The organism is Enterobacter sp. HMSC16D10 (assembly GCF_001807145.1).
Classification (GTDB): domain Bacteria; phylum Pseudomonadota; class Gammaproteobacteria; order Enterobacterales; family Enterobacteriaceae; genus Enterobacter; species Enterobacter roggenkampii.
On the sequence record NZ_KV787817.1, the window covers coordinates 1 to 24162 of the forward strand.

The 24162-nt window shown below is 54.9% G+C and carries 19 protein-coding genes, 6 tRNA genes and 1 pseudogene; 21 read left to right on the top strand and 5 right to left on the bottom strand.

Going from position 1 to position 24162, the window contains the following annotated elements; genetic code table 11:
• Nucleotides 1-34 precede the first annotated feature (34 nt).
• The 3 genes and pseudogenes from chiP to nagE all read right to left on the bottom strand — a co-directional run.
• Nucleotides 35-520: pseudogene (gene chiP / locus HMPREF3143_RS00215) on the bottom strand (chitoporin); the annotation flags it as partial.
• 446 nt (nucleotides 521-966) lie between these two features.
• The gene (gene glnS / locus HMPREF3143_RS00220; RefSeq protein ID WP_021242997.1) at nucleotides 967-2634 is read right to left on the bottom strand and encodes a glutamine--tRNA ligase; all 1668 of its coding nucleotides are present in this window, start codon (nucleotides 2632-2634) and stop codon (nucleotides 967-969) included.
• Nucleotides 2635-2813: 179 nt separating this feature from the next.
• Nucleotides 2814-4766 (bottom strand): PTS N-acetyl glucosamine transporter subunit IIABC, encoded by a 1953-nt coding sequence (nagE, locus tag HMPREF3143_RS00225; protein ID WP_070531263.1) that lies wholly within the window; start codon nucleotides 4764-4766, stop codon nucleotides 2814-2816.
• A gap of 326 nt (nucleotides 4767-5092) precedes the next feature.
• Here nagE and nagB point away from each other — a divergent pair, with 326 nt between their 5' ends.
• The 11 genes from nagB (at nucleotide 5093) to HMPREF3143_RS00280 (ending at nucleotide 11841) form a co-directional block, all read left to right on the top strand.
• Nucleotides 5093-5893, top strand: a complete 801-nt coding sequence (nagB, locus tag HMPREF3143_RS00230) for a glucosamine-6-phosphate deaminase (protein ID WP_008501061.1) — start codon at nucleotides 5093-5095, stop codon at nucleotides 5891-5893.
• A 55-nt stretch (nucleotides 5894-5948) separates the two neighbouring features.
• Nucleotides 5949-7097 (top strand): N-acetylglucosamine-6-phosphate deacetylase, encoded by a 1149-nt coding sequence (gene nagA, locus HMPREF3143_RS00235; RefSeq protein WP_070531265.1) that lies wholly within the window; start codon nucleotides 5949-5951, stop codon nucleotides 7095-7097.
• Between the two features lie 8 nt (nucleotides 7098-7105).
• The gene (locus HMPREF3143_RS00240; protein ID WP_021242995.1) at nucleotides 7106-8326 is read left to right on the top strand and encodes a DNA-binding transcriptional regulator NagC; all 1221 of its coding nucleotides are present in this window, start codon (nucleotides 7106-7108) and stop codon (nucleotides 8324-8326) included.
• A gap of 46 nt (nucleotides 8327-8372) precedes the next feature.
• Complete coding sequence (gene nagD, locus HMPREF3143_RS00245) at nucleotides 8373-9125, top strand: ribonucleotide monophosphatase NagD (RefSeq protein WP_008501057.1); 753 nt, start codon at nucleotides 8373-8375, stop codon at nucleotides 9123-9125.
• 249 nt (nucleotides 9126-9374) lie between these two features.
• Nucleotides 9375-11039, top strand: a complete 1665-nt coding sequence (gene asnB, locus HMPREF3143_RS00250; protein ID WP_021242994.1) for an asparagine synthase B — start codon at nucleotides 9375-9377, stop codon at nucleotides 11037-11039.
• A gap of 212 nt (nucleotides 11040-11251) precedes the next feature.
• Nucleotides 11252-11328 (top strand) — tRNA-Met (locus HMPREF3143_RS00255).
• Between the two features lie 9 nt (nucleotides 11329-11337).
• Nucleotides 11338-11422 (top strand) — tRNA-Leu (locus HMPREF3143_RS00260).
• 23 nt (nucleotides 11423-11445) lie between these two features.
• A tRNA-Gln gene (locus HMPREF3143_RS00265) sits at nucleotides 11446-11520 on the top strand.
• A 17-nt stretch (nucleotides 11521-11537) separates the two neighbouring features.
• A tRNA-Met gene (locus HMPREF3143_RS00270) sits at nucleotides 11538-11614 on the top strand.
• Between the two features lie 41 nt (nucleotides 11615-11655).
• Nucleotides 11656-11730, top strand: a tRNA-Gln gene (locus tag HMPREF3143_RS00275).
• A 36-nt stretch (nucleotides 11731-11766) separates the two neighbouring features.
• Nucleotides 11767-11841: transfer RNA gene (locus tag HMPREF3143_RS00280), tRNA-Gln, on the top strand.
• A 105-nt stretch (nucleotides 11842-11946) separates the two neighbouring features.
• Here the strand turns inward: HMPREF3143_RS00280 and ubiF are convergent.
• Complete coding sequence (gene ubiF, locus HMPREF3143_RS00285) at nucleotides 11947-13122, bottom strand: 3-demethoxyubiquinol 3-hydroxylase (RefSeq protein WP_070531268.1); 1176 nt, start codon at nucleotides 13120-13122, stop codon at nucleotides 11947-11949.
• Between the two features lie 135 nt (nucleotides 13123-13257).
• On the opposite strand from ubiF, the gene miaB reads away from it, so the two are divergent.
• The 10 genes from miaB (at nucleotide 13258) to rihA (ending at nucleotide 23528) form a co-directional block, all read left to right on the top strand.
• Nucleotides 13258-14682 (top strand): tRNA (N6-isopentenyl adenosine(37)-C2)-methylthiotransferase MiaB, encoded by a 1425-nt coding sequence (gene miaB / locus HMPREF3143_RS00290; RefSeq protein ID WP_021242573.1) that lies wholly within the window; start codon nucleotides 13258-13260, stop codon nucleotides 14680-14682.
• Nucleotides 14683-14845: 163 nt separating this feature from the next.
• Complete coding sequence (locus tag HMPREF3143_RS00295) at nucleotides 14846-15892, top strand: PhoH family protein (RefSeq protein ID WP_008501053.1); 1047 nt, start codon at nucleotides 14846-14848, stop codon at nucleotides 15890-15892.
• On the top strand, nucleotides 15889-16356 hold the full coding sequence (ybeY, locus tag HMPREF3143_RS00300) for an rRNA maturation RNase YbeY (RefSeq protein WP_023293027.1): 468 nt from the start codon (nucleotides 15889-15891) through the stop codon (nucleotides 16354-16356). Before HMPREF3143_RS00295 ends, ybeY begins: the two co-directional genes overlap by 4 nt.
• Nucleotides 16357-16445: 89 nt before the next feature.
• Complete coding sequence (gene corC, locus HMPREF3143_RS00305; protein WP_021242574.1) at nucleotides 16446-17324, top strand: CNNM family magnesium/cobalt transport protein CorC; 879 nt, start codon at nucleotides 16446-16448, stop codon at nucleotides 17322-17324.
• 5 nt (nucleotides 17325-17329) lie between these two features.
• Nucleotides 17330-18868 (top strand): apolipoprotein N-acyltransferase, encoded by a 1539-nt coding sequence (lnt, locus tag HMPREF3143_RS00310; RefSeq protein ID WP_032674364.1) that lies wholly within the window; start codon nucleotides 17330-17332, stop codon nucleotides 18866-18868.
• A gap of 400 nt (nucleotides 18869-19268) precedes the next feature.
• Nucleotides 19269-20174 (top strand): amino acid ABC transporter substrate-binding protein, encoded by a 906-nt coding sequence (locus HMPREF3143_RS00315; protein WP_008501049.1) that lies wholly within the window; start codon nucleotides 19269-19271, stop codon nucleotides 20172-20174.
• A gap of 155 nt (nucleotides 20175-20329) precedes the next feature.
• Nucleotides 20330-21070 carry a glutamate/aspartate ABC transporter permease GltJ gene (gene gltJ / locus HMPREF3143_RS00320; protein WP_008501048.1) on the top strand — a complete coding sequence of 247 codons (741 nt, stop codon included), beginning with the start codon at nucleotides 20330-20332 and terminating at the stop codon, nucleotides 21068-21070.
• Entirely contained in the window at nucleotides 21070-21747 is a 678-nt protein-coding gene (gene gltK, locus HMPREF3143_RS00325) for a glutamate/aspartate ABC transporter permease GltK (RefSeq protein ID WP_008501047.1), read from the top strand. Before gltJ ends, gltK begins: the two co-directional genes overlap by 1 nt.
• Nucleotides 21744-22469 (top strand): amino acid ABC transporter ATP-binding protein, encoded by a 726-nt coding sequence (locus tag HMPREF3143_RS00330; RefSeq protein WP_014883001.1) that lies wholly within the window; start codon nucleotides 21744-21746, stop codon nucleotides 22467-22469. Before gltK ends, HMPREF3143_RS00330 begins: the two co-directional genes overlap by 4 nt.
• A gap of 120 nt (nucleotides 22470-22589) precedes the next feature.
• Entirely contained in the window at nucleotides 22590-23528 is a 939-nt protein-coding gene (rihA, locus tag HMPREF3143_RS00335; protein ID WP_008501045.1) for a pyrimidine-specific ribonucleoside hydrolase RihA, read from the top strand.
• A gap of 64 nt (nucleotides 23529-23592) precedes the next feature.
• Here rihA and HMPREF3143_RS00340 read toward each other — a convergent pair whose 3' ends face one another.
• Nucleotides 23593-24075: a zinc ribbon-containing protein gene (locus HMPREF3143_RS00340; RefSeq protein WP_023617134.1), complete on the bottom strand. Its 483-nt coding sequence runs from the start codon at nucleotides 24073-24075 to the stop codon at nucleotides 23593-23595.
• Nucleotides 24076-24162 lie beyond the last annotated feature (87 nt).

The window sequence follows — 24162 nt, forward strand, 5'->3', positions numbered from 1 at the left end:
GTGTTTAACTGTCCAACTTTTTGGGGTCAGTACAGTGTGGGGCTAACAGCGTCTGGCCGGTTGGCTGAATATAGCCCCCACGCGCCCAGACCGGGCCGTATTTAAATTTCGCTGCGGCTTTGTAGAGGCTGATACCGCTCTTATCCCCGGACCAGTCTTCATCATAGGCTTTGTTGCTGGAGGAGAAGGCGATTTCGTTCGGGTGGCCGCTGTCGCCGTTTTCCGCCATTTCGATCGCGGTGAACGCGGCGATATCCAGACCGAACATATCCGCGGCGTAGCCTGACTGGAAGTCCAGGTTGGCGTTCCAGGTGGAGTGCGAGAGGTTGGTTTTGTATTTATCTTCAGTGACGTCTTTACGGTCACGCTCACGCTGCCAGTAATAAATACCGCCCGTGAGGGTAGAATCTTCGATGAAACCCGCTGCTTTTGCCTCTGGCGCAATCACCAGGCCCGACATTGCCGTCACACCGGCAATAGCCAGCGCCAGCGCACTACGTTTGCCACTGAACGTACGCATAGATTATTCCTCTTTGACGAATTAAAACGCCTGAAACGGCGTAAATAACAAAGACCAAATGGTCAGGGGTAGTGTTAAATACCCTCGAATTAACTACCGTCTTTAGGTTATTTTTCGCGACGCGAATTATCAATGCTTTTCAGCGGGCAAAAGTCAGGATTATGACGAAGTGCACATAATTGGTAGTGCTTTGTAACATTTACAGGAAGGCGAGGAATGACGGGAAATTCTCAGCTATTTCAGTGTCCAGGCTTGGGATCGGTTTCCTTTTTTATAACCCTTTTGAATTTCGTAATGGCACAAACTTTTTTTTAAAAAATAAGTAGCACCTCATTGACCTGTTATTTTCATAACGCCCCTTTAACCCCTGGCTTAATACTCTGATCGTTAAATAAAAAAACGCCGCATAATGCGGCGTTTGTTTCTCATTGACCAGAGCAGCAATATTATTCGCCGATCTTCGTCCAGGTATCACGCAGACCCACGGTACGGTTAAATACCGGTTTTTCCGCCGTGCTGTGACGGCTGTCCAGGCAGAAGTAACCTTCACGTTCGAACTGGAACGCTTTGCCTGCTTCAGCCGCTTTCAGAGAAGGCTCCGCATAACCCTGCTTGATCACCAAAGATTCCGGGTTAATGGTCGCCAGGAAGTCTTCCGCCGCACCTGGGTTAGGCACGCTGAACAGGCGATCGTACAGACGAATTTCTACCGGCAGCGCGTGGGATGCGCTCACCCAGTGGATAACGCCCTTCACTTTACGGCCGTCAGCAGGATCTTTGCTCAGCGTTTCAGCGTCATAAGAACAGAAGATGGTGGTGATATTCCCTTCCGCATCTTTTTCTACGCGCTCGGCTTTGATGACGTAAGCATTACGCAGACGCACTTCTTTACCCAGCACCAGACGCTTGTACTGCTTGTTGGCTTCTTCGCGGAAGTCAGCGCGGTCAATCCAGATCTCGCCGCTGAACGGCACGTCGCGGCTTCCCATTTCCGGTTTGTTCGGATGGTTAGGCATGGAGACCAGCTCGCTCTCGCCCTGCGGATAGTTTTCGATAACCAGCTTCACCGGGTCGATAACGGCCATCGCGCGCGGGGCATTTTCATTGAGGTCTTCACGAATGCAGGATTCCAGAGACGCCATCTCAATGGTGTTGTCCTGCTTGGTCACGCCGATACGCTTGCAGAACTCACGGATTGACGCAGCGGTGTAGCCACGGCGGCGCAGACCCGAGATGGTTGGCATACGCGGGTCGTCCCAGCCCTCAACGTGCTTGTCGGTGACCAGCAGGTTCAGCTTACGCTTGGACATCACGGTGTATTCCAGATTCAGACGAGAGAACTCGTACTGACGCGGATGCACAGGAATGGTGATGTTATCCAGCACCCAGTCGTACAGACGACGGTTGTCCTGGAACTCCAGCGTACACAGGGAGTGCGTAATGCCTTCCAGCGCATCGCTAATGCAGTGGGTGAAGTCGTACATCGGGTAGATGCACCACTTGTTGCCGGTCTGGTGGTGTTCCGCAAATTTAATGCGGTACAGCACCGGATCGCGCATCACGATGAACGGAGACGCCATATCGATTTTGGCACGCAGGCACGCTTTGCCCTCTTCGAAGCCACCGGCACGCATTTTTTCAAACAGCGCCAGGTTCTCTTCCACGCTGCGATCGCGGAACGGGCTGTTTTTACCCGGTGCGGTCAGCGTACCGCGGTATTCACGGATCTCATCTGCAGACAGTTCGTCTACATACGCCAGACCTTTGTTGATGAGCTCTACCGCGTAGGCATACAGCTGATCAAAATAGTCAGAGGAGTAGCAGATATCGCCAGACCAGTTGAAGCCCAACCATTGCACGTCATTTTTGATGGACTCAACGTATTCGATGTCTTCTTTTACTGGGTTGGTGTCATCGAAACGCAGGTTGCACTGTCCCTGGTAGTCTTGCGCAATGCCAAAGTTCAGGCAGATGGACTTCGCATGCCCGATATGCAGGTAGCCATTCGGCTCCGGCGGGAAACGGGTATGAATTGTGGTGTGCTTACCACTGGCCAGATCTTCATCGATGATCTGACGAATAAAGTTACTCGGGCGGGCTTCTGCCTCACTCATCGTGGATTCCTCAAAGCGTAAACAACGTATAACGGCATATGATCTTATAAGCCGGACGTAGTGACAACCCTTAGTTAAGGAAAATACGTATCAGATGAAAATAATGGGGGCATTTGCTGCAAAAAAAAGCGGCGGAGGATATCCCCCGCCGCTTAAGGCATGACTCTACTCAGGAGCGATTACTTGCCTTTAATCTCATACAGCGGGGTTTGACCCGCAACAACCTGACCTTTCGCCTGGATGACCAGACCGCTGAAGTCGTCAATGTTGCTGCAAACCACCGGGCTTATCATGGAACGCGCGTTGGCATTCAGGAAGTCCAGATCTATTTCCAGAATCGGCTGCCCGGCCACCACTTCAGCGCCCTCTTCCACCAGGCGAGTAAAGCCCTGACCATTCAGCGCAACGGTATCGATACCCATGTGGACAACGATCTCCGCACCCTTTTCGGTTTCGAGGCAGAACGCGTGGTTGGTGTTGAAGATTTTCACGATGGTACCGGCAGCAGGAGACACCACGGTTTTATCCGTTGGTTTCACCGCCACACCGTCACCGACCGCTTTGCTGGCGAACGCTTCATCAGGTACCTGCTCAAGGTCAACCACGTCACCCGTTACCGGAGAGACCAGCGCGGCCACCGTCACGGCGTTAGGCACGGCCTGCGGCTTCGCTACCGGGGCAGCCGTCGACGCAGGTGCGCTGTCGGCTGATGCTGCCGCAACCGGACCGCGGGCAACCACTTTCTTCATTTCGTCACCGATGGATTCCGCTTTGGCACCCACGATAACCTGGATAGTTTGTTTGTTCAGTTTAACCCCGCCCGATGCACCAAGGCGTTTACACATTGCGTCGCTGACGCGCGCCGAGTCACCCACCGTCAGACGCAGACGGGTGATACAGGCATCAATGGCTTTCAGGTTGTCAGTCCCCCCAACGGCAGCGATATAGCTGGTCGCCAGCTGGGTCAGACCCTCTTCGGTGTTGCTGTTGGCTTCGCTGGTGACCACTTCGTCTTTGGTGTCTTCGCGGCCCGGCGTTTTGAGGTTAAACATACGAATAACCGCAGTGAACAGCACGAAGTAGATGACGAAGAAGACCAGACCCATTACCACCAGCATCCAGACGTTCTTGCTTGCCGCCGGCAGGTTGTACATCAACACGTAGTCGATCGCGCCTGCAGAGAAGGAGAAGCCAGCATGGATACCCAGCAGGGTCGCCACAAACAGGCTGATACCGGTCAGGACCGCATGCATGAGGTACAGCACCGGCGCCAGGAACATGAACAGGAATTCCAGCGGCTCGGTTACACCGGTCAGGAACGCGGTAATCGCAACGGACAGCAGCATGCCGCCAACCATTGGGCGACGCGCTTTTGGCGCAGCCAGGTACATTGCCAGCGCAGCGCCCGGCAGACCAAACATCATGATTGGGAAGAAGCCAGACATGAACATGCCTGCGGTGCCGTCACCCGCGTAGAAGCGGTTGATGTCGCCGTGGAATACGGTGCCCGCAGCATTGGTGAACTCACCAATCTGGAACCATGCGATAGTGTTCAGCACCTGATGCAGACCGGTTGGGATCAGCAGACGGTTGATAAAACCAAAGATACCTGAGCCAAGTGCACCCGCTGAAACAATCCACTCACCACCCGCATGGATCGCATGCTGTACCGGTGGCCAGACGTAGCCAAAGATAGCGGCCAGAACCAGACAGAAGAAACCGGTCGCGATCGGCACGAAACGTTTGCCGCCAAAGAAACTCAGGAAGTCTGGCAGCTTAATGTTTGCCCAGCGGTTGTACACAGCACCACCGACCAGACCGGTAATGATACCTGCCAGCACGCCCATGTTGATTTCTGGGTTAATGGTTACCATCGCTTTCGTCAGGATGAAATAACCGACTGCCCCTGCCAGCGCTGCGGCACCCGCGCTGTCTTTTGACCAGCTAGAGGCAACACCGATGGCGAAAATCAGCGCCAGGTTGTCAAAAATGGCACCGCCAGCCTGAGCAATAAACGGTACGTTAAGAAGATCGGGTTGCCCGAATCGCAGCAGCAGCGCTGCAACCGGTAGCACGGCGATAGGGAGCTGCAAAGCCCTACCGAGGCGCTGGAAAAAACCTAAAATATTCATCCTATTCCCCCTACGAGACCCTTTTTCAGGCTCGCGCATAAACTATGTTTTTATTGTGTCACGAACGATAGATACCGTTGATAATTCACTGGCAGTCTGAGTGTGTGAAAAATTAATTCGTATCGCAAATTAAACACCTATTTTTTGTGATTTTTGTCACCAAATATCGTATTCAGCCCTCCCTTACACTGGCTAACAGTGAAAACTTATTTTATCATTCAAAAAATCAAGACGGATTGATCCGGCCTGAAAGTTTCCAGGTTACGCTTTAGTATCAGGTTCCGAAGCCATCCGCCCACTCTTCTACTTAAACTTTGAGGTGAACAATGAGACTGATTCCCCTGGCAACTGCAGAACAAGTTGGTAAATGGGCCGCTCGCCATATCGTAAACCGCATTAACGCGTTCAAACCGACCGCCGATCGTCCTTTCGTTCTGGGCCTTCCGACCGGCGGCACACCGCTGACCGCTTACAAGGCGCTGGTTGAGATGCATAAAGCAGGCCAGGTTAGCTTCAAACATGTTGTGACCTTCAATATGGATGAATATGTTGGCTTACCGAAAGACCACCCGGAAAGCTACCATAGCTTTATGCACCGCAATTTCTTTGATCACGTTGATATCCCAGCTGAAAATATTAACCTGCTGAATGGAAACGCGCCGGATATTGACGCAGAATGCCGTCAGTATGAAGAAAAAATCCGTTCCTACGGTAAAATCCACCTGTTCATGGGTGGTGTAGGTAATGATGGTCATATCGCGTTTAACGAACCGGCGTCCTCTCTGGCTTCCCGTACCCGTATTAAAACGCTGACTCATGACACGCGCGTGGCAAACTCCCGCTTCTTTGACGGTGACGTGAACCAGGTTCCAAAATACGCCCTGACCGTAGGCGTAGGCACCCTGCTGGATGCTGAAGAAGTGATGATTCTGGTGCTGGGCGGCGTGAAAGCGCAGGCGCTCCAGGCTGCTGTTGAAGGCAACGTTAACCATATGTGGACCATCAGCTGTCTGCAGCTGCATCCTAAATCAGTCATCGTCTGCGACGAACCGTCCACGATGGAGCTGAAGGTTAAAACGCTGAAATACTTCAACGAGTTAGAAGCCGAGAACATCAAAGGTCTGTAATTGAATAACCGCCTCTTTATCAAGAGGCGGCCGCTTTTTTTAACCGGGGGTCGTTATGTACGCTTTAACCCACGGTCGGATTTATACCGGCCATGAAATTCTGGATGACCACGCGATTGTTATCGCGAATGGCCTGATTGAACGTGTTTGCCCGCTGGCAGAACTGCCGCCGGAGATTGAACAGCGCTCACTCAATGGAGCAGTAATCTCCCCCGGTTTCATCGACGTACAGCTCAACGGCTGCGGCGGTGTGCAATTCAATGATACCGCCGATGCGGTAACGGTCGAAACGCTGGAGATCATGCAGAAAGCCAACGAGAAATCGGGCTGCACCAGCTATCTGCCGACGCTCATCACCAGCAGTGATGACCTGATGAAGCAGGGTATCCGCGTGATGCGCGAATACCTGGCCAAACATCCGAATCAGGCGCTCGGTCTGCACCTGGAAGGGCCATGGCTGAACATGGTCAAGAAAGGAACGCATAACCCGGACTACGTGCGTAAACCTGATGCGGAGCTGGTTGACTATATGTGTGCCAACGCCGATGTGATCACCAAGGTGACGCTGGCACCGGAAATGACCGGCACGGACGTCATCAACAAGCTGGCCGCCGCCGGAATTGTGGTTTCAGCGGGCCACTCAAACGCCACGCTGAAAGAAGCGAAAGCCGGTTTCCGCGCGGGCATTACCTTTGCGACGCACCTTTATAACGCCATGCCATACATCACAGGTCGTGAACCGGGTCTGGTCGGCGCGATTCTGGATGAGCCAGACGTTTACTGCGGTATTATCGCGGACGGCTTACACGTTGATTACACCAACATTCGCAACGCCAAGCGGCTGAAAGGTGACAAGCTCTGCCTGGTAACGGACGCTACCGCACCGGCAGGTGCAAATATTGAGCAGTTCATTTTTGCCGGTAAAACAATATACTACCGCAATGGACTGTGTGTGGATGAAAACGGTACGCTGAGCGGTTCCTCTTTGACCATGATTGAAGGGGTGCGTAACCTGGTTGAGCATTGCGGGATTGCGCTTGATGAAGTCCTGCGCATGGCCACCCTTTATCCTGCGCGCGCTATCGGCGTGGATAAACAGCTTGGCGGAATTGCACCAGGTATGGTTGCAAACCTGACGGCATTCACACACGATTATAAAATTATTAAGACCATCGTTAATGGTAACGAGGTCGTCACTGAGTAAGTAAAAGTATGACACCTGGCGGACAAGCTCAAATCGGTAATGTCGATCTCGTTAAACAGCTTAACAGCGCGGCGGTATATCGCCTGATTGACCAACACGGGCCAATCTCACGTATTCAGATAGCCGAACAAAGCCAGCTTGCTCCCGCCAGCGTGACAAAAATTACCCGCCAGCTCATTGAGCGCGGTTTGATCAAAGAAGTCGATCAGCAGGCCTCCACCGGGGGCCGCCGCGCTATCTCCATTATTACCGAAACCCGCAATTTTCAGGCAATTGGCGTCCGTCTGGGCCGTCATGACACCACGCTCACGCTGTACGATCTGAGCAGTAAAGCCATTGCGGAAGAGCACTATCCCCTTCCTGAACGCACCCAGGAGACGCTGGAGCATGCGCTGCTGAATACCATCGCGCAGTTTATTGAAAGCTGTCAGCGCAAGATCCGCGAACTCATCGCCATCTCGGTGATTCTGCCCGGTCTGGTCGACCCGGAAAGCGGCGTGATCCGCTATATGCCGCACATTCAGGTTGAAAACTGGGGGCTGGTCGACGCGCTGGAAAAGCGCTTTAAAGTGACCTGCTTTGTGGGCCATGACATTCGCTCTCTGGCGCTGGCAGAGCACTACTTTGGTGCGAGCCAGGACTGTGAAGACTCTATCCTGGTGCGCGTTCACCGCGGTACGGGCGCAGGCATTATCTCTAACGGCCGAATTTTTATCGGTCGCAACGGTAACGTCGGTGAGATCGGCCACATTCAGGTTGAACCGCTCGGGGAGCGCTGCCACTGCGGCAACTTTGGCTGCCTTGAAACCATTGCCGCCAACACCGCCATCGAGCAGCGCGTTCGCCATCTGCTTGAACAGGGTTACCAAAGCCGCGTGACGCTGGATGACTGCAAGATAGGCACCATCTGCAAAGCTGCTAATAAAGGCGACGCGCTGGCCTGTGAAGTGATCGAGCAGGTGGGTCGCCATCTGGGGAAAACCATCGCCATCGCCATTAACCTGTTTAACCCACAAAAAGTGGTGATCGCCGGTGAAATTGTGGAGGCGGAAAAGGTGCTGCTCCCCGCGATTGAAGGCTGTATTAACACCCAGGCGCTGAAAGCATTCCGCCAGAATCTTCCGGTGGTTCGTTCAAAGCTTGACCATCGTTCGGCGATTGGCGCGTTCGCGCTGGTCAAACGCGCCATGCTCAACGGAATTCTGCTGCAGCATTTGCTGGAAAGTTGATCGGACCTTATAGTAACGCCTTCTTTTTTTTAATGTCGGACTGTCCATGACCATTAAGAATGTAATTTGTGATATCGACGGCGTGCTGATGCACGACAACGTTGCCGTGCCGGGTGCTGCGGAGTTTCTTCACCGCATCATCGACAAAGGAATGCCTCTGGTTCTTCTCACGAACTACCCTTCTCAGACCGGTCAGGATCTGGCAAACCGCTTTGCCACGGCGGGGGTCGACGTCCCGGACAGCGTGTTTTATACCTCGGCGATGGCCACGGCGGATTTTCTGAAGCGTCAGGAAGGAAAAAAAGCCTATGTGGTCGGTGAAGGCGCGCTGATCCATGAGCTGTATAAAGCGGGCTTTACCATCACCGACGTCAACCCGGACTTTGTGATTGTGGGTGAAACGCGTTCCTACAACTGGGAGATGATGCATAAGGCATCCTTCTTTGTGGCTAACGGCGCGCGCTTTATTGCGACCAACCCGGATACCCACGGTCGCGGTTTTTATCCGGCCTGCGGCGCGCTGTGTGCCGGTATCGAGAAGATCTCCGGGCGCAAGCCGTTCTATGTCGGCAAGCCCAGCCCGTGGATCATTCGCGCCGCGCTCAACAAGATGCAGGCCCACTCTGAAGAGACCGTGATTGTCGGCGACAACCTGCGCACCGATATTCTGGCCGGTTTCCAGGCCGGTCTGGAGACGATTCTGGTGCTCTCTGGGGTCTCTCAGCTTGATGACATTGACTCAATGCCGTTCCGTCCAAGCTGGATTTACCCCTCCGTCGATGAAATTGACATCATCTGATACCAAACCACGCCTCAGGGCGTGGTTTTTTATTTTCGCGCCTGCAAAACAGAACCCTATCTAACAAAAAAGCACTTTCATTGAACATTCGTCAACAAAAGCGCTCATGACATACGCTTTTTTCACCGATCCGCAATCACCATTGCACTATTTCCGTTTTCACCCGTAAAACGCTTGCGCGCCCTGCCCCTTTGCGGCATTTTCATAAGCAAGCAACATTACAAAGCAACAGGGTTAACGGAGAAGGTTATGTGTTCAATTTTTGGCGTACTGGATATTAAAACTGACGCGGGCGAACTGCGTAAAAAGGCACTCGAACTGTCCCGCCTGATGCGCCATCGCGGCCCGGACTGGTCCGGCGTTTACGCCAGTGACAAAGCAATTCTGGCTCACGAACGTCTGTCTATTGTTGACGTCAACGCCGGTGCACAGCCGCTGTATAACGAGAAAAAAACGCACGCGCTGGCTGTCAACGGTGAGATCTATAACCACCAGGCGCTGCGCGCCGAGTACGGCGACCGCTACGCGTTCCAGACCGGGTCCGACTGTGAAGTGATCCTGGCGCTGTATCAGGAGAAAGGTCCCGAGTTTCTGGACGACCTGCAGGGTATGTTTGCCTTCGCCCTGTACGACAGCGAAAAAGACGCCTACCTGATTGGCCGCGACCACATCGGTATTATCCCGCTGTACATGGGCCACGATGAACACGGCAACTTCTACGTTGCGTCTGAAATGAAAGCCCTGGTGCCGGTCTGCCGCACCATCAAAGAGTTCCCGGCAGGCAGTTACCTGTGGAGTAAAGACGGCGAGATCCGTCCGTACTACCAGCGCGACTGGTTCGACTACGACGCGGTAAAAGACAACGTGACGGACAAAGCCGAGCTGCGTCAGGCGCTGGAAGATTCCGTGAAAAGCCACCTGATGTCAGACGTACCTTACGGCGTGCTGCTCTCCGGCGGTCTGGACTCCTCCGTGATCTCCGCGATCACCAAGAAATTTGCGGCTCGTCGCGTGGAAGATCAGGAGCGCTCAGAAGCCTGGTGGCCACAGCTGCACTCCTTTGCCGTGGGCCTGGAAGGCGCGCCGGATCTGAAAGCCGCGCAGGAAGTGGCAAACCACCTCGGCACCGTGCACCATGAAATTCACTTCACCGTGCAGGAAGGCCTGGATGCGATCCGCGATGTGATCTATCACATTGAAACGTATGACGTAACGACAATTCGCGCCTCCACGCCGATGTACCTGATGTCGCGTAAGATCAAGGCGATGGGCATCAAAATGGTGCTCTCCGGTGAAGGTTCTGACGAAGTGTTTGGCGGCTACCTGTACTTCCACAAAGCGCCAAATGCCAAAGAGCTGCACGAAGAGACCGTGCGTAAACTCCAGGCGCTGCATATGTTTGACTGCGCGCGTGCCAACAAAGCGATGTCGGCATGGGGTGTCGAAGCGCGTGTACCGTTCCTGGATAAGAAATTCCTCGACGTGGCGATGCGCATCAACCCGCAGGATAAAATGTGCGGCAACGGTAAAATGGAAAAACATATCCTGCGTGAATGTTTTGAATCCTACCTGCCGGCGAGCGTAGCATGGCGTCAGAAAGAGCAGTTCTCCGATGGCGTAGGCTACAGCTGGATCGACACCCTGAAAGAGGTGGCGGCGAAACAGGTTTCTGACCAACAGCTGGAAACCGCAAGCTTCCGCTTCCCGTACAACACGCCGGGCTCGAAAGAAGCGTACCTCTACCGTGAAATTTTTGAAGAACTGTTCCCGGTACCGAGCGCTGCAGAGTGTGTGCCGGGTGGTCCATCCGTCGCCTGCTCGTCAGCCAAAGCGATAGAATGGGATGAATCGTTCAAATCCATGAACGATCCGTCAGGACGTGCGGTAGGCGTTCACCAGTCAGCCTACAAATAATCACGCATTTCATCATCAGGCCCTGCGGGGCCTGATTTTGCACAGCTAAAACCGATTAATAACCAATAATTGCCGAATATTCGGTCACGCTGTTCGCAACCTAACCAAACAGTCACATTCCGGCTATTTTCGTTGAAAAAGGTGTTGACGCTGCAAGGGTCTATACGCATAATGCGCCCCGCAACGCCGATAAGGTAACGCGAAAAAAAGATGGCTACGTAGCTCAGTTGGTTAGAGCACATCACTCATAATGATGGGGTCACAGGTTCGAATCCCGTCGTAGCCACCATCTTTTTTTGCGGGAGTGGCGAAATTGGTAGACGCACCAGATTTAGGTTCTGGCGCCGCAAGGTGTGCGAGTTCAAGTCTCGCCTCCCGCACCATTCCCGGGTAAGCGTTGCACGGATGGGGTATCGCCAAGCGGTAAGGCACCGGTTTTTGATACCGGCATTCCCTGGTTCGAATCCAGGTACCCCAGCCATCGAAGATTGCAGTACTGGCTACGTAGCTCAGTTGGTTAGAGCACATCACTCATAATGATGGGGTCACAGGTTCGAATCCCGTCGTAGCCACCAAATTGAGATTATCGATCGATTTCGGTAATGAAACAAATTGTTGGGGTATCGCCAAGCGGTAAGGCACCGGATTCTGATTCCGGCATTCCGAGGTTCGAATCCTCGTACCCCAGCCAATTTACAAAGTCGTTAGGCAGCTTGTTTAACGCAATTGGGGTGTCGCCAAGCGGTAAGGCTCTGGTTTCTGATACCAGCATTCCGGGGTTCGAATCCCTGCACCCCAGCCACTTAAAACAAAATAGCCCGCTCTGCGGGCTTTTTTGTTTTTGTACAGAATTGTGCGGCCTGATGCCCTAACCCTGGCCCTCTCCCACGGGGAGAGGGAAAAAAGTTTAGAGTCCGAGAGCGTACTTAAGGGCCTGACGCTTCAGGCCACCGGCACGTTCCGCTGCCATCAGGCCTATATTACGCAGAATACGCACTGGCGCTACGTCATTGCTGAACCCCGCATAGAACAGATCCATCCCCGACTGCATGATGAAGTTATCCGCCATACGCCGCGTCTGATAACGCTTCAGCACCTGATGGCTGGCCCAGTTTTCCGCGTGTCCGCGGGCGCTGCCCAGCACATCCAGCAGGGCATCGACGTCACGATACCCCAGGTTCACGCCCTGCCCGGCCAGCGGATGAATGGTGTGTGCCGCATCCCCCACCAGCGCTAAGCCTTCGCGGGCATACTGCAACGCATGACGACGCGTGAGCGGGAACGCCCCGGCGGCGACCGGCGTGACGTGCCCCAGACGGCTCGGGAAGTGCAGCAGGATCTCGCGCTGCAGCTGTTCCATGTTCATCCCCTGCAGCTGACGAATGCGCGCCGGTTTGTCGTACCACACCAGCGACGCCCAGTTATCAAACAGCGGTAAAAAGGCATGCGGGCCGTTCGGCGTAAAGTGCTGCCAGGTGCTTTCGCCCGGCGCATTCTCGCACTCGGCGGTAATCAGCATACAGGACTGTTCATACTGCCAGGCATGAACCCCGATCCCCGCCATCTGTCTGACCTGCGAGTTAGCGCCGTCCGCCCCGATGACCAGCTTCACGGCCAGCTCATCGCCGCTGTCGAGCGTCAGTAGATAGCCGCTCCCGTGAGGATGTAGCGCCTTAAGCGACGCAGGCACGCGCAGCGTCACCTTCGGATGCGCCTCCAGCGCCTGCCAGAGCGCCCGCTGGAGCACGTTGTTTTCCACCATATACCCCAGGCGCGGCAGCTTTAGCTCAGCGGCATCAAACGCGACGTGGGCATTTTCCCACTCCCAGGTTTCGAGGCGGCTGTAAGGGTGCGCGCGCATCGCCTGCACTGCCTCCCAGACGCCCAGCCCGCGCAGCAGATCGACGGATGCCGCGCTGATCGCAGAAATGCGCACGTCCGGTTTGCTGGCGGGATCGTAGGCTGGCGGAGCCGCCTGTTCGATTACCGTTACCTCAAATCCCTGCTGCGCCAGCCCCAGCGCCAGCGCGCCGCCGACCATACCGCCGCCGACAACGGCAACTTCGGTGTGTTGGAGTGTCATGGTCAATTTTCCTTATTGGAGAATCCCTTAAGTTTACCGGATTTTTGCGGTCCTGAGACACATAACCTTCATACTGGTCACAACCCCACCAAAGCATTACAATACGCGGCTTGCAATCCTGAGCTGAGCAAGTCGATGACTAAAAAACTCCATATAAAAACCTGGGGCTGTCAGATGAACGAATACGATTCATCCAAGATGGCCGATCTGCTGGATACCACCCACGGATACCAGCTGACTGAAAATGCGAAAGAAGCCGATGTGCTGCTGCTGAACACCTGTTCAATTCGTGAAAAAGCGCAGGAAAAAGTCTTTCACGTGTTAGGCCGCTGGAAACTTCTCAAACGAAAAAATCCGGACCTGATCATCGGCGTGGGCGGCTGCGTCGCGTCGCAGGAAGGCAAGCTGATCCGCCAGAGAGCCCCGTATGTGGACATTGTCTTTGGCCCTCAGACCCTGCACCGTCTGCCTGAGATGATCAATCAGGTTCGTGGCAACCGTAGCCCGGTCGTTGACGTCAGCTTCCCGGAAATCGAAAAATTTGACCGTCTGCCGGAGCCGCGTGCCGATGGCCCGACCGCCTTCGTCTCCATCATGGAAGGCTGCAACAAATACTGCACGTACTGCGTGGTGCCGTACACCCGTGGTGAAGAGGTCAGCCGCCCGGCAGATGACATTCTGTTTGAAATCGCGCAGCTTGCCGCGCAGGGTGTGCGCGAAGTGAACCTGCTGGGCCAGAACGTTAACGCCTGGCGCGGTGAGAACTACGACGGCACGACCGGCAGCTTTGCTGAGCTGCTGCGTCTGGTGGCCGCGATTGACGGCATCGACCGCATTCGCTTTACCACCAGCCATCCAATGGAATTTACCGATGACATCATTGACGTTTATCGCGATACGCCAGAGCTGGTGAGCTTCCTGCACCTGCCGATTCAGTGTGGCTCTGACCGCGTGCTGAACCTGATGGGCCGCCCTCATACGGTGCTGGAGTACAAATCCACCATCCGCAAGCTGCGTGAAGCACGTCCGGATATCCAGATTAGCTCCGACTTTATCGTCGGCTTCCCCGGCGAAACCGCAGAAGACTTCGAGCGCACCATGAAGCTCATCGGAGAAGTGAACTTTGACGTCAGCTACAGCTTCATCTTCTCTGCGCGTCCAGGAACACCGGCGGCCGATATGGTTGACGATGTACCGGAAGAAGAGAAAAAGCAGCGCCTGTATATTCTGCAGGAGCGCATCAACCAGCAGGCTAACGCCTGGAGCCGCCGCATGCTCGGTACCGTACAGCGCATTCTGGTGGAAGGCACTTCCCGCAAGAGCATTATGGAACTCTCTGGTCGTACGGAAAATAACCGCGTGGTGAACTTTGAAGGCACCCCGGATATGATCGGTAAGTTTGTGGACGTCGAGATTGTCGAAGTGCTGACCAACTCGCTGCGCGCGAAAGTGGTCCGCACCGAAGACGAAATGGGCCTGCGTATTGCAGAGTCACCGGAATCCGTGATCTCGCGTACCCGCAAAGAAAACGATTCTGGCGTTGGGATTTACCAGCCATAATCCTTCAGGCCTGCCGCTTTGGCAGGCCTTGTATTTCCTCTCATCGCCCCCAATATCTTCCGCAACGCTTGCGCCTTTATTCTGTGGCGTGAATAATTTCGGTAATGACCGTTTTATTGCGCCGTGTGGCAGCGGGTCAGTTAATCAATCAAAGAGGAACAGTTTGAACATAGATACGCGTGAAATTAGCCTTGAGCCAGCAGACAATGCTCGCCTGCTGAGCCTGTGCGGGCCGTTTGATGACAACATCAAACAACTGGAGCGACGTCTGGGTATCGAAATCAATCGTCGCGATAATCATTTCAAACTCACCGGACGCCCTATCTGCGTCAACGCCGCTGCGGACATTCTGCGTAGCCTGTATGTCGACACCTCCCCCATGCGCGGCGAAATTCAGGATATCGAACCGGAGCAGATTCACCTCGCCATTAAAGAGGCGCGCGTGCTTGAGCAGAGCGCGGAGAGCGTGCCGGACTATGGCAAGGCAATCAACATTAAGACCAAGCGTGGCGTCATCAAGCCGCGTACGCCAAACCAGGCGCAGTATATCGCCAATATTCTCGACCACGACATCACCTTCGGCGTGGGGCCGGCGGGTACGGGTAAAACCTATCTGGCCGTTGCCGCGGCGGTCGATGCGCTGGAGCGTCAGGAAATCCGGCGTATCCTGCTGACCCGCCCTGCCGTTGAAGCCGGTGAAAAACTGGGCTTCCTGCCTGGCGATCTGAGCCAGAAGGTCGACCCGTATCTCCGTCCTTTATACGATGCGCTGTTCGAAATGCTGGGCTTTGAGAAGGTCGAGAAGCTCATTGAGCGTAACGTGATCGAAGTGGCCCCGCTCGCCTACATGCGCGGCCGTACGCTGAACGATGCGTTCATCATTCTCGATGAGAGCCAGAACACCACCATCGAACAGATGAAAATGTTCCTGACGCGTATTGGCTTTAACTCGAAAGCGGTGATTACCGGCGACGTCACGCAGATCGATCTGCCGCGCAGCACCAAATCGGGCCTGCGCCACGCCATCGAAGTGCTGGCCGAGGTTGATGAAATCAGCTTTAACTTCTTCCACAGTGAAGACGTGGTACGCCACCCGGTGGTCGCGCGTATCGTTAACGCTTATGAAGCCTGGGAAGAGGCAGATCAGAAGCGTAAGGCCGAACTGGCCGCAGAACGTAAGCGCGAAGCGCAGGAGCAAGAACAGAAATGAGTCAGGTGATCCTCGATTTACAGATGGCCTGTGAAGACAATTCCGGCATGCCAGATGAGGCACAGTTTCAGAAATGGCTGGATGCCGTTATCCCGCAGTTTCAGGAAGAATCAGAAGTCACGATTCGCCTGGTGGATGAAGCAGAAAGCCATGAGCTTAACCTGACCTATCGCGGGAAAGATAAGCCGACCAACGTGCTCTCTTTCCCGTTCGAAGCCCCGCCGGGCATCGAGATGCCGCTGTTGGGCGATCTGATCATCTGCCGCCAGGTGGTTGAACAGGAAGCCAAAGAGCAGCAGAAACCCCTTGAAGCCCACTGGGCGCACATGGTGGTACACGGCAGCCTGCATCTGCTCGGCTACGATCATATTGAAGACGACGAAGCGGAAGAGATGGAATCCCTCGAGACAGAGATAATGCTTGCTCTGGGCTATGAGGATCCGTACATTGCCGAGAAAGAATAGTCAGTCACCGGACTGACTCCCCTGCCGCCACGAAAGGACATCGCGTGGCGGTAAACATTGAACTAACAAGAGAACCCTTAACAAACGCCATGAGCGACGACAATTCACACAGTAGCGACACGACAACCAGTAAAAAGGGATTTTTCTCCCTCATTCTGAACCAGCTTTTCCACGGCGAACCGAAAAACCGTGATGAACTGCTGGAACTGATTCGTGATTCCGGGCAGAACGACCTTATCGACGAAGATACGCGCGAAATGCTCGAAGGGGTTATGGACATCGCCGACCAGCGCGTTCGCGATATCATGATTCCCCGCTCGCAGATGATCACCCTGAAACGTAACCAGACGCTGGACGAGTGTCTCGATGTCATCATCGAATCCGCCCACTCGCGTTTCCCGGTCATCAGCGAAGACAAAGATCACATCGAAGGGATTTTGATGGCGAAAGATCTGCTGCCGTTTATGCGCAGCGATGCCGAAGCCTTCAGCATGGAAAAAGTGTTACGCCAGGCCGTGGTTGTGCCGGAAAGTAAACGTGTGGATCGGATGCTGAAAGAGTTTCGCTCTCAGCGTTACCACATGGCGATTGTTATTGATGAATTTGGTGGCGTCTCCGGTCTGGTCACGATCGAGGATATCCTTGAGCTGATCGTGGGCGAAATCGAAGATGAGTATGACGAAGAAGAGGATATCGACTTCCGTCAGCTCAGCCGCCACACCTGGACCGTGCGGGCGCTGGCCTCCATTGAGGACTTCAACGACGCCTTCGGGACCCACTTCAGCGATGAAGAGGTCGATACCATTGGCGGGCTGGTGATGCAGGCCTTTGGCCACCTCCCGGCGCGCGGAGAGACCGTTGACATCGACGGTTACCAGTTCAAAGTAGCCATGGCCGACAGCCGACGTATTATACAGGTTCACGTCAGAACGCCGGACGACTCACCGGTGCCAAAACTGGAAGATTAATGTAAATGGCATTTGCCCCATTGCTTGAACGCCAGCGCGTCCGTTTGCTGCTGGCGCTGTTACTCGGAGCCAGCGGTACGCTGGCTTTTTCTCCTTACGATATCTGGCCTGCGGCCGTTCTCTCCCTGATGGGGCTTCAGGGTTTGACCCTGAACCGTCGTCCGGTGCAGGCTGCCGCTATTGGCTACTTCTGGGGACTGGGGCTGTTTGGCTCAGGGATTAACTGGGTCTACGTCAGCATCGCCCAGTTTGGCGGTATGCCGGGCCCGGTAAACGTCTTCCTGGTGGTACTGCTCGCCGCGTATCTCTCGCTCTATACCGGTCTGTTCGCCGGCATCCTTTCTCGCCTGTGGCCCAAAACCACCTGGCTGCGCGTCGCCATTGCCGCGCCGGTGGTCTGGCAGATCACCGAATTCCTGCGCGGCTGGGTGCTGACCGGCTTCCCGTGGCTGCAGTTCGGCTACAGTCAGATTGACGGCCCGCTGAAAGGCCTGGCGCCAGTCATGGGCGTTGAGGCCATTAACTTCCTGCTGATGGTCGTTAGCGGCCTGCTGGTATTAGCGCTGGTTTCACGATGCTGGAAACCGCTGGCTGTGGCGCTGGTGCTGTTCGCCCTGCCCTTCCCGCTGCGCTATATCCAGTGGTTCACGCCGGAGCCCGCGCGCGCCATGCAGGTCTCCATGGTGCAGGGGAATATCCCGCAGTCGATGAAGTGGGACGAGAAAGAACTGCTGAATACGCTGAAGATCTACGCCAACGCCACCGAAGAGGTGATGGGTAAATCGCAGCTGATTATCTGGCCGGAGTCTGCTATTCCCGATCTGGAGATCAACCAGCAGCCGTTCCTCAACATGATGAACGACCTGCTGCTCTCGCGTGGCAGTACGCTGATCACCGGGATTGTCGATGCGCGTCTGAATCAGCAGAACCGCTACGACACCTACAACACCATCATTACGCTCGGCAAAGACAGCGAATACAGCTACCACTCCACTGACCGGTACAACAAGAACCACCTGGTGCCGTTTGGTGAATTTGTGCCGCTGGAGTCAATTCTTCGCCCGCTGGCCCCGTTCTTCGATCTGCCGATGTCCTCCTTCAGCCGCGGACCGTACGTTCAGCCTCAGCTGCATGCGCACGGCGCAGCCCTGACGGCGGCCATCTGCTACGAAATCATTCTCGGCGAGCAGGTGCGCGACAACTTCCGCCCGGATACGGACTATCTGCTGACCATCTCTAACGATGCCTGGTTTGGTAAATCAATCGGCCCGTGGCAGCACTTCCAGATGGCACGCATGCGCTCCCTGGAGCTGGCCCGTCCGCTGCTGCGCAGCACCAACAACGGCATCACCGCCGTGATTGGTCCGCAGGGTGAAATCCAGGCCATGATCCCACAGTTCACCCGTGAAGTGCTGACCACCAGCGTCACTCCTACCACCGGGCTGACGCCGTACGCCCGCACCGGCAACTGGCCGCTGTGGATCCTGACCGCGCTGTTCGGCTTTGGCGCGGTGCTGATGAGCCTGCGCCAGCGTCGTCGATAATCCCTCCTCTTCCTGCCGGGTGGCGCTAACGCTTACCCGGCCTACTGTTTCGCTTTTGTAGGTCGGGTAAGCGTTAGCGCCACCCGACAATTCTCTCCAGACTTCAATTCTGGCACGTCTATTGCTTTGTTTATTCAGGTAAACGCAGTTTGGCTTACTGTGCAACTTTGTCGCACCAGCGTAGATCATCGGTAGCACCGAAACGGTGCAACGGGAGATATTTGCCTCTGAATGGTGCGGCGTGCTTCGCAAAAATAAACAATAACGCAGCAAAATCTTTACATTAAGCCAGACTAAATGTTAACAAGCTTGCATAACACTGCACTCGCATTGCGCGAGATATAACAACATCACAATGGGTATCAATGCGTCGCTGGCGCTGATAAAAAAGGAGTTGGGTATGCAATTACGTAAACTGGCCACAGCAATGCTGGTTATGGGGATGTCCGCAGGCGTGGTTCACGCTGAAGACGCTCCGGCAGCAGGCAGCACTCTCGACAAGATTGCCAAAAACGGCGTTATCGTGGTCGGCCACCGTGAATCTTCTGTCCCGTTCTCTTACTACGACAACACGCAAAAAGTCGTGGGCTATTCACAGGATTACTCCAACGCCATCGTTGAAGCTGTGAAGAAAAAGCTGAACAAACCTGACCTGCAGGTGAAGCTGATCCCCATCACTTCACAGAACCGTATTCCGCTGCTGCAAAACGGCACCTTTGACTTCGAGTGTGGCTCCACCACCAACAACCTCGAGCGTCAGAAGCAGGCTGCCTTCTCCGACACCATCTTTGTTGTGGGCACCCGCCTGCTGACGAAGAAAGGCGGTGAGATCAAAGACTTCGCTGACCTGAAAGGGAAAGCGGTCGTTGTCACCTCCGGGACCACGTCTGAAGTGCTGCTGCACAAGCTGAACGACGAGAAGAAAATGGATATGCGCATCATCAGCGCGAAAGACCATGGCGACTCCTTCCGTACCCTGGAAAGCGGTCGTGCCGTCGCGTTTATGATGGACGACGCCCTGCTGGCAGGCGAGCGTGCGAAAGCGAAGAAACCAGACAACTGGGATATCGTCGGTACCGCGCAGTCCAAAGAAGCCTACGGCTGTATGCTGCGTAAAGACGATCCGCAGTTCAAAAAGCTGATCGATGACACCATCGCCCAGGTGCAGACCTCAGGCGAAGCGGAAAAATGGTTCGACAAATGGTTCAAGAACCCGATTCCACCAAAAAACCTGAACATGAATTTTGAACTGTCAGACGACATGAAAGCGCTGTTCAAATCTCCAAATGACAAGGCTCTTAACTAATTAGAACAACAGGGGCGGGATCTCCTGCCCTCTCGATTGTCGGGAAGCATGGACAGACTATACGTTGAGTGGTCGTTCCCCACTCAGCGCGAAAAATGAGCTTCTCACCAATCTTCGAGGGTAGCGCTGCTACCCTTTTTTTTCTGGAGTTTATTATGTCAATCGACTGGAACTGGGGCATATTCCTGCAACAAGCCCCGTTCGGCAACACCACCTATCTTGGCTGGCTGTGGAGCGGCTTTCAGGTCACCGTGGCATTATCGATAACGGCGTGGATCATCGCGTTTCTTGTCGGTTCTCTGTTCGGTATTCTGCGCACCGTCCCTAACCGTTTTCTTTCAACACTCGGCACCCTGTACGTGGAACTGTTCCGTAACGTTCCGCTGATCGTGCAATTCTTTACCTGGTATCTGGTTATCCCGGAACTACTGCCGGAAAATATTGGCATGTGGTTCAAGTCGGAACTGGATCCGAATGTGCAGTTCTTTGTCTCCTCCATGATGTGTCTGGGGCTGTTTACCGCTGCGCGCGTTTGCGAGCAGGTGCGTGCCGCCATTCAGTCATTACCCCGCGGACAAAAAAATGCGGGTCTGGCGATGGGGTTAACCCTGCCACAGACCTACCGCTACGTGCTGCTGCCTAACGCCTACCGCGTCATCGTTCCACCGATGACCTCCGAGATGATGAACCTGGTGAAAAACTCGGCCATCGCCTCGACCATCGGCCTGGTCGATATGGCCGCGCAGGCGGGCAAGCTGCTGGATTACTCCGCTCACGCGTGGGAATCCTTCACCGCGATCACGCTCGCCTACGTTCTGATTAACGCTTTCATCATGCTGGTGATGAACCTGGTTGAACGCAAAATTCGCCTGCCGGGCAACATGGGGGGCAAATAATGTACGAATTTGACTGGAGTTCTATCGTTCCATCCATGCCTTACCTGCTTGATGGACTGATGATTACCTTAAAAATCACCGTCATTGCCATTATCGTCGGTATCGTCTGGGGCACCCTGCTGGCCGTTATGCGCCTGTCGAGCTTTAAGCCGCTCGCCTGGTTTGCGACCGCCTACGTTAACGTGTTCCGCTCCATCCCGCTGGTAATGGTGCTGCTGTGGTTTTACCTGATCGTGCCCGGCTTCCTGCAAAACGTGCTGGGTCTGTCGCCGAAAACCGACATCCGTCTGATCTCGGCGATGGTGGCGTTCTCGATGTTTGAGGCCGCTTACTACTCGGAGATTATCCGTGCAGGCATTCAGAGTATCTCCCGCGGGCAATCCAGCGCCGCGCTGGCGCTGGGGATGACGCACTGGCAGTCCATGCAGCTCATTATTCTGCCGCAGGCGTTTCGCGCCATGGTTCCGCTCCTGCTGACCCAGGGAATTGTGCTGTTCCAGGATACGTCCCTGGTCTACGTGCTGAGCCTGGCAGACTTCTTCCGTACCGCGTCCACCATCGGTGAGCGTGATGGTACGCAGGTTGAGATGGTGCTCTTTGCGGGAGCGGTCTATTTTGTGATTAGTTTAAGCGCGTCGCTGTTGGTCAGCTGGCTGAAGAAAAGGACGGTACAATGATTTCCCTGAAAAATGTTTCTAAATGGTATGGGCACTTTCAGGTGCTGACCGACTGCTCCACCGAAGTGAAAAAAGGCGACGTGGTAGTGGTGTGCGGACCGTCCGGTTCCGGTAAATCGACGCTGATCAAAACCGTTAACGGACTGGAGCCGGTCCAGCAGGGTGAGATCGTCGTCAACGGCACCAAAGTCAACGACAAGAAAACCAATCTTGCCCAGCTTCGCTCTCACGTTGGTATGGTGTTCCAGCATTTTGAGCTGTTCCCTCACCTCTCCATTATTGAGAACCTGACGCTGGCCCAGGTGAAAGTGCTCAAGCGTGATAAAAAAGCGTCGCGCGAGAAAGGCCTGAAGCTCCTGGAACGCGTTGGCCTCTCTGCGCATGCCGATAAGTTCCCGGCACAGCTTTCCGGCGGCCAGCAGCAGCGTGTGGCGATCGCCCGTGCGCTGTGCATGGATCCCGTGGCGATGCTGTTTGACGAGCCCACGTCGGCGCTCGATCCGGAGATGATCAACGAAGTGCTGGACGTGATGGTCGAGCTGGCGCACGAAGGGATGACCATGATGGTGGTGACCCATGAAATGGGCTTCGCCCGCAAGGTGGCCAACCGCGTGATCTTCATGGACGAAGGGAAAATTGTTGAAGATTCCCCGAAAGAGGAGTTCTTCGCCAACCCGAAATCGGAACGTGCGAAAGATTTCCTCGCGAAAATCCTGCACTAACCTTCTCAGTGCGCAATCTGCGGATTGCGCACTGCCTCACGCTTTCGCTCACTTCTTCTCGTCGGTGCCCCATTGCAGCGTTAACCTTGTCACAAAATAACGCTATGAATGGAGAACGCTATGGCACAACCTATAATTTTCGATTGCGACCCGGGTCATGATGACGCGATCGCGCTCGTCCTTGCACTTGCCTCCCCCGAGCTTGACGTCAAAGCCGTCACCTCTTCTGCCGGCAACCAGACGCCGGATAAAACCCTGCGTAACGTTTTGCGCATGCTGACGCTGCTCAAGCGCACGGATATTCCTGTCGCCGGCGGCGCCCTCAAGCCCCTGATGCGTGAATTAATTATTGCGGATAACGTGCATGGCGAAAGCGGGCTGGACGGTCCGGCGCTGCCGGAACCTGGCTTCACGCCGCAAAGCTGCACCGCCGTGGAGCTGATGGCAAAGGTGCTGCGCGAGAGCGCGGAACCCGTCACCCTGGTGGCAACGGGACCGCAAACCAACGTCGCGCTGCTGCTGAACAGCCATCCTGAACTGCACAGCAAAATCGCTCGTATCGTCATCATGGGCGGGGCTATGGGCCTGGGAAACTGGACGCCTTCCGCAGAGTTCAACATTTTTGTCGACCCGGAAGCAGCGGAAATCGTCTTCCAGTCGGGCCTGCCAGTTGTGATGGCAGGGCTGGATGTGACGCATCGCGCGCAGATTATGGCAGACGACATCGAGCGCTTCCGCTCCGTTGGCAATCCGGTCGCGACAACCGTGGCTGAGCTGCTCGACTTCTTTATGGAGTATCACAAAGCCGAGAAATGGGGATTCCACGGCGCGCCGCTGCACGATCCGTGCACCATTGCCTGGCTGTTAAAACCGGAGATGTTTACCACAGTCCACAGGTGGGTTGGCGTCGAAACGCAGGGGAAATACACCCAGGGGATGACGGTGGTGGACTACTACTCGCTGACGGGGAATAAACCGAATACCACGGTGATGGTGGATATTGACCGTGAGGCGTTTGTGGATTTGCTGGCGGAGAGACTGGCTTACTATAGTGCGTAGTGCGGCCTGATGCCCTCACCCCGGCCCTCTCCCACGGGGAGAGGGCGCAAACCTGCGCTTTTACCTAGGGCTCAAATGGCCGACGCTGGAACTGATCGTGGCCGCATTTCGGACACAGCGACAGGACCTCCGGCGTATACACCGCAATATGATGGTGGCAATTCTCGCACACCAGATTTCCCAGCCCGACCACTTCACCGCTGTGGTACACACCGTGGTGGTTTAAATCCTGAAAGACTTCACGCCACTCCAGCTGCGTTTTATCGGTGATATCGGCCAGCTCCTGCCACAGGCTCTCTTTAATCACCCGCATGAAAACGCTGTCCGTGACCTCCTCCTGACTCTCCTGGTAGCTGCGCGCGAACTCTTCCAGATCGCGACGCACGGCGCGGGTCACCTCTTCCACTTCGGTTCGCGTTAACTCACCCGTTTGCGACACGCGGGCACGCGCCTGCTCCACCAGCGCGTCGATATCACGCTCGCCGTTACGCAGCCGTTCCGTCAGTGTCGCCACCAGTTCGCGGTAAAATTGAGCAACCTTGTTCATCATATTGCCTCCCGGGTAAGTAACTATTTCTAATAATAGACCTTATTTCAGCGCCGCTTTGTCAGGTGAAGCACAGACCCGGTAAAT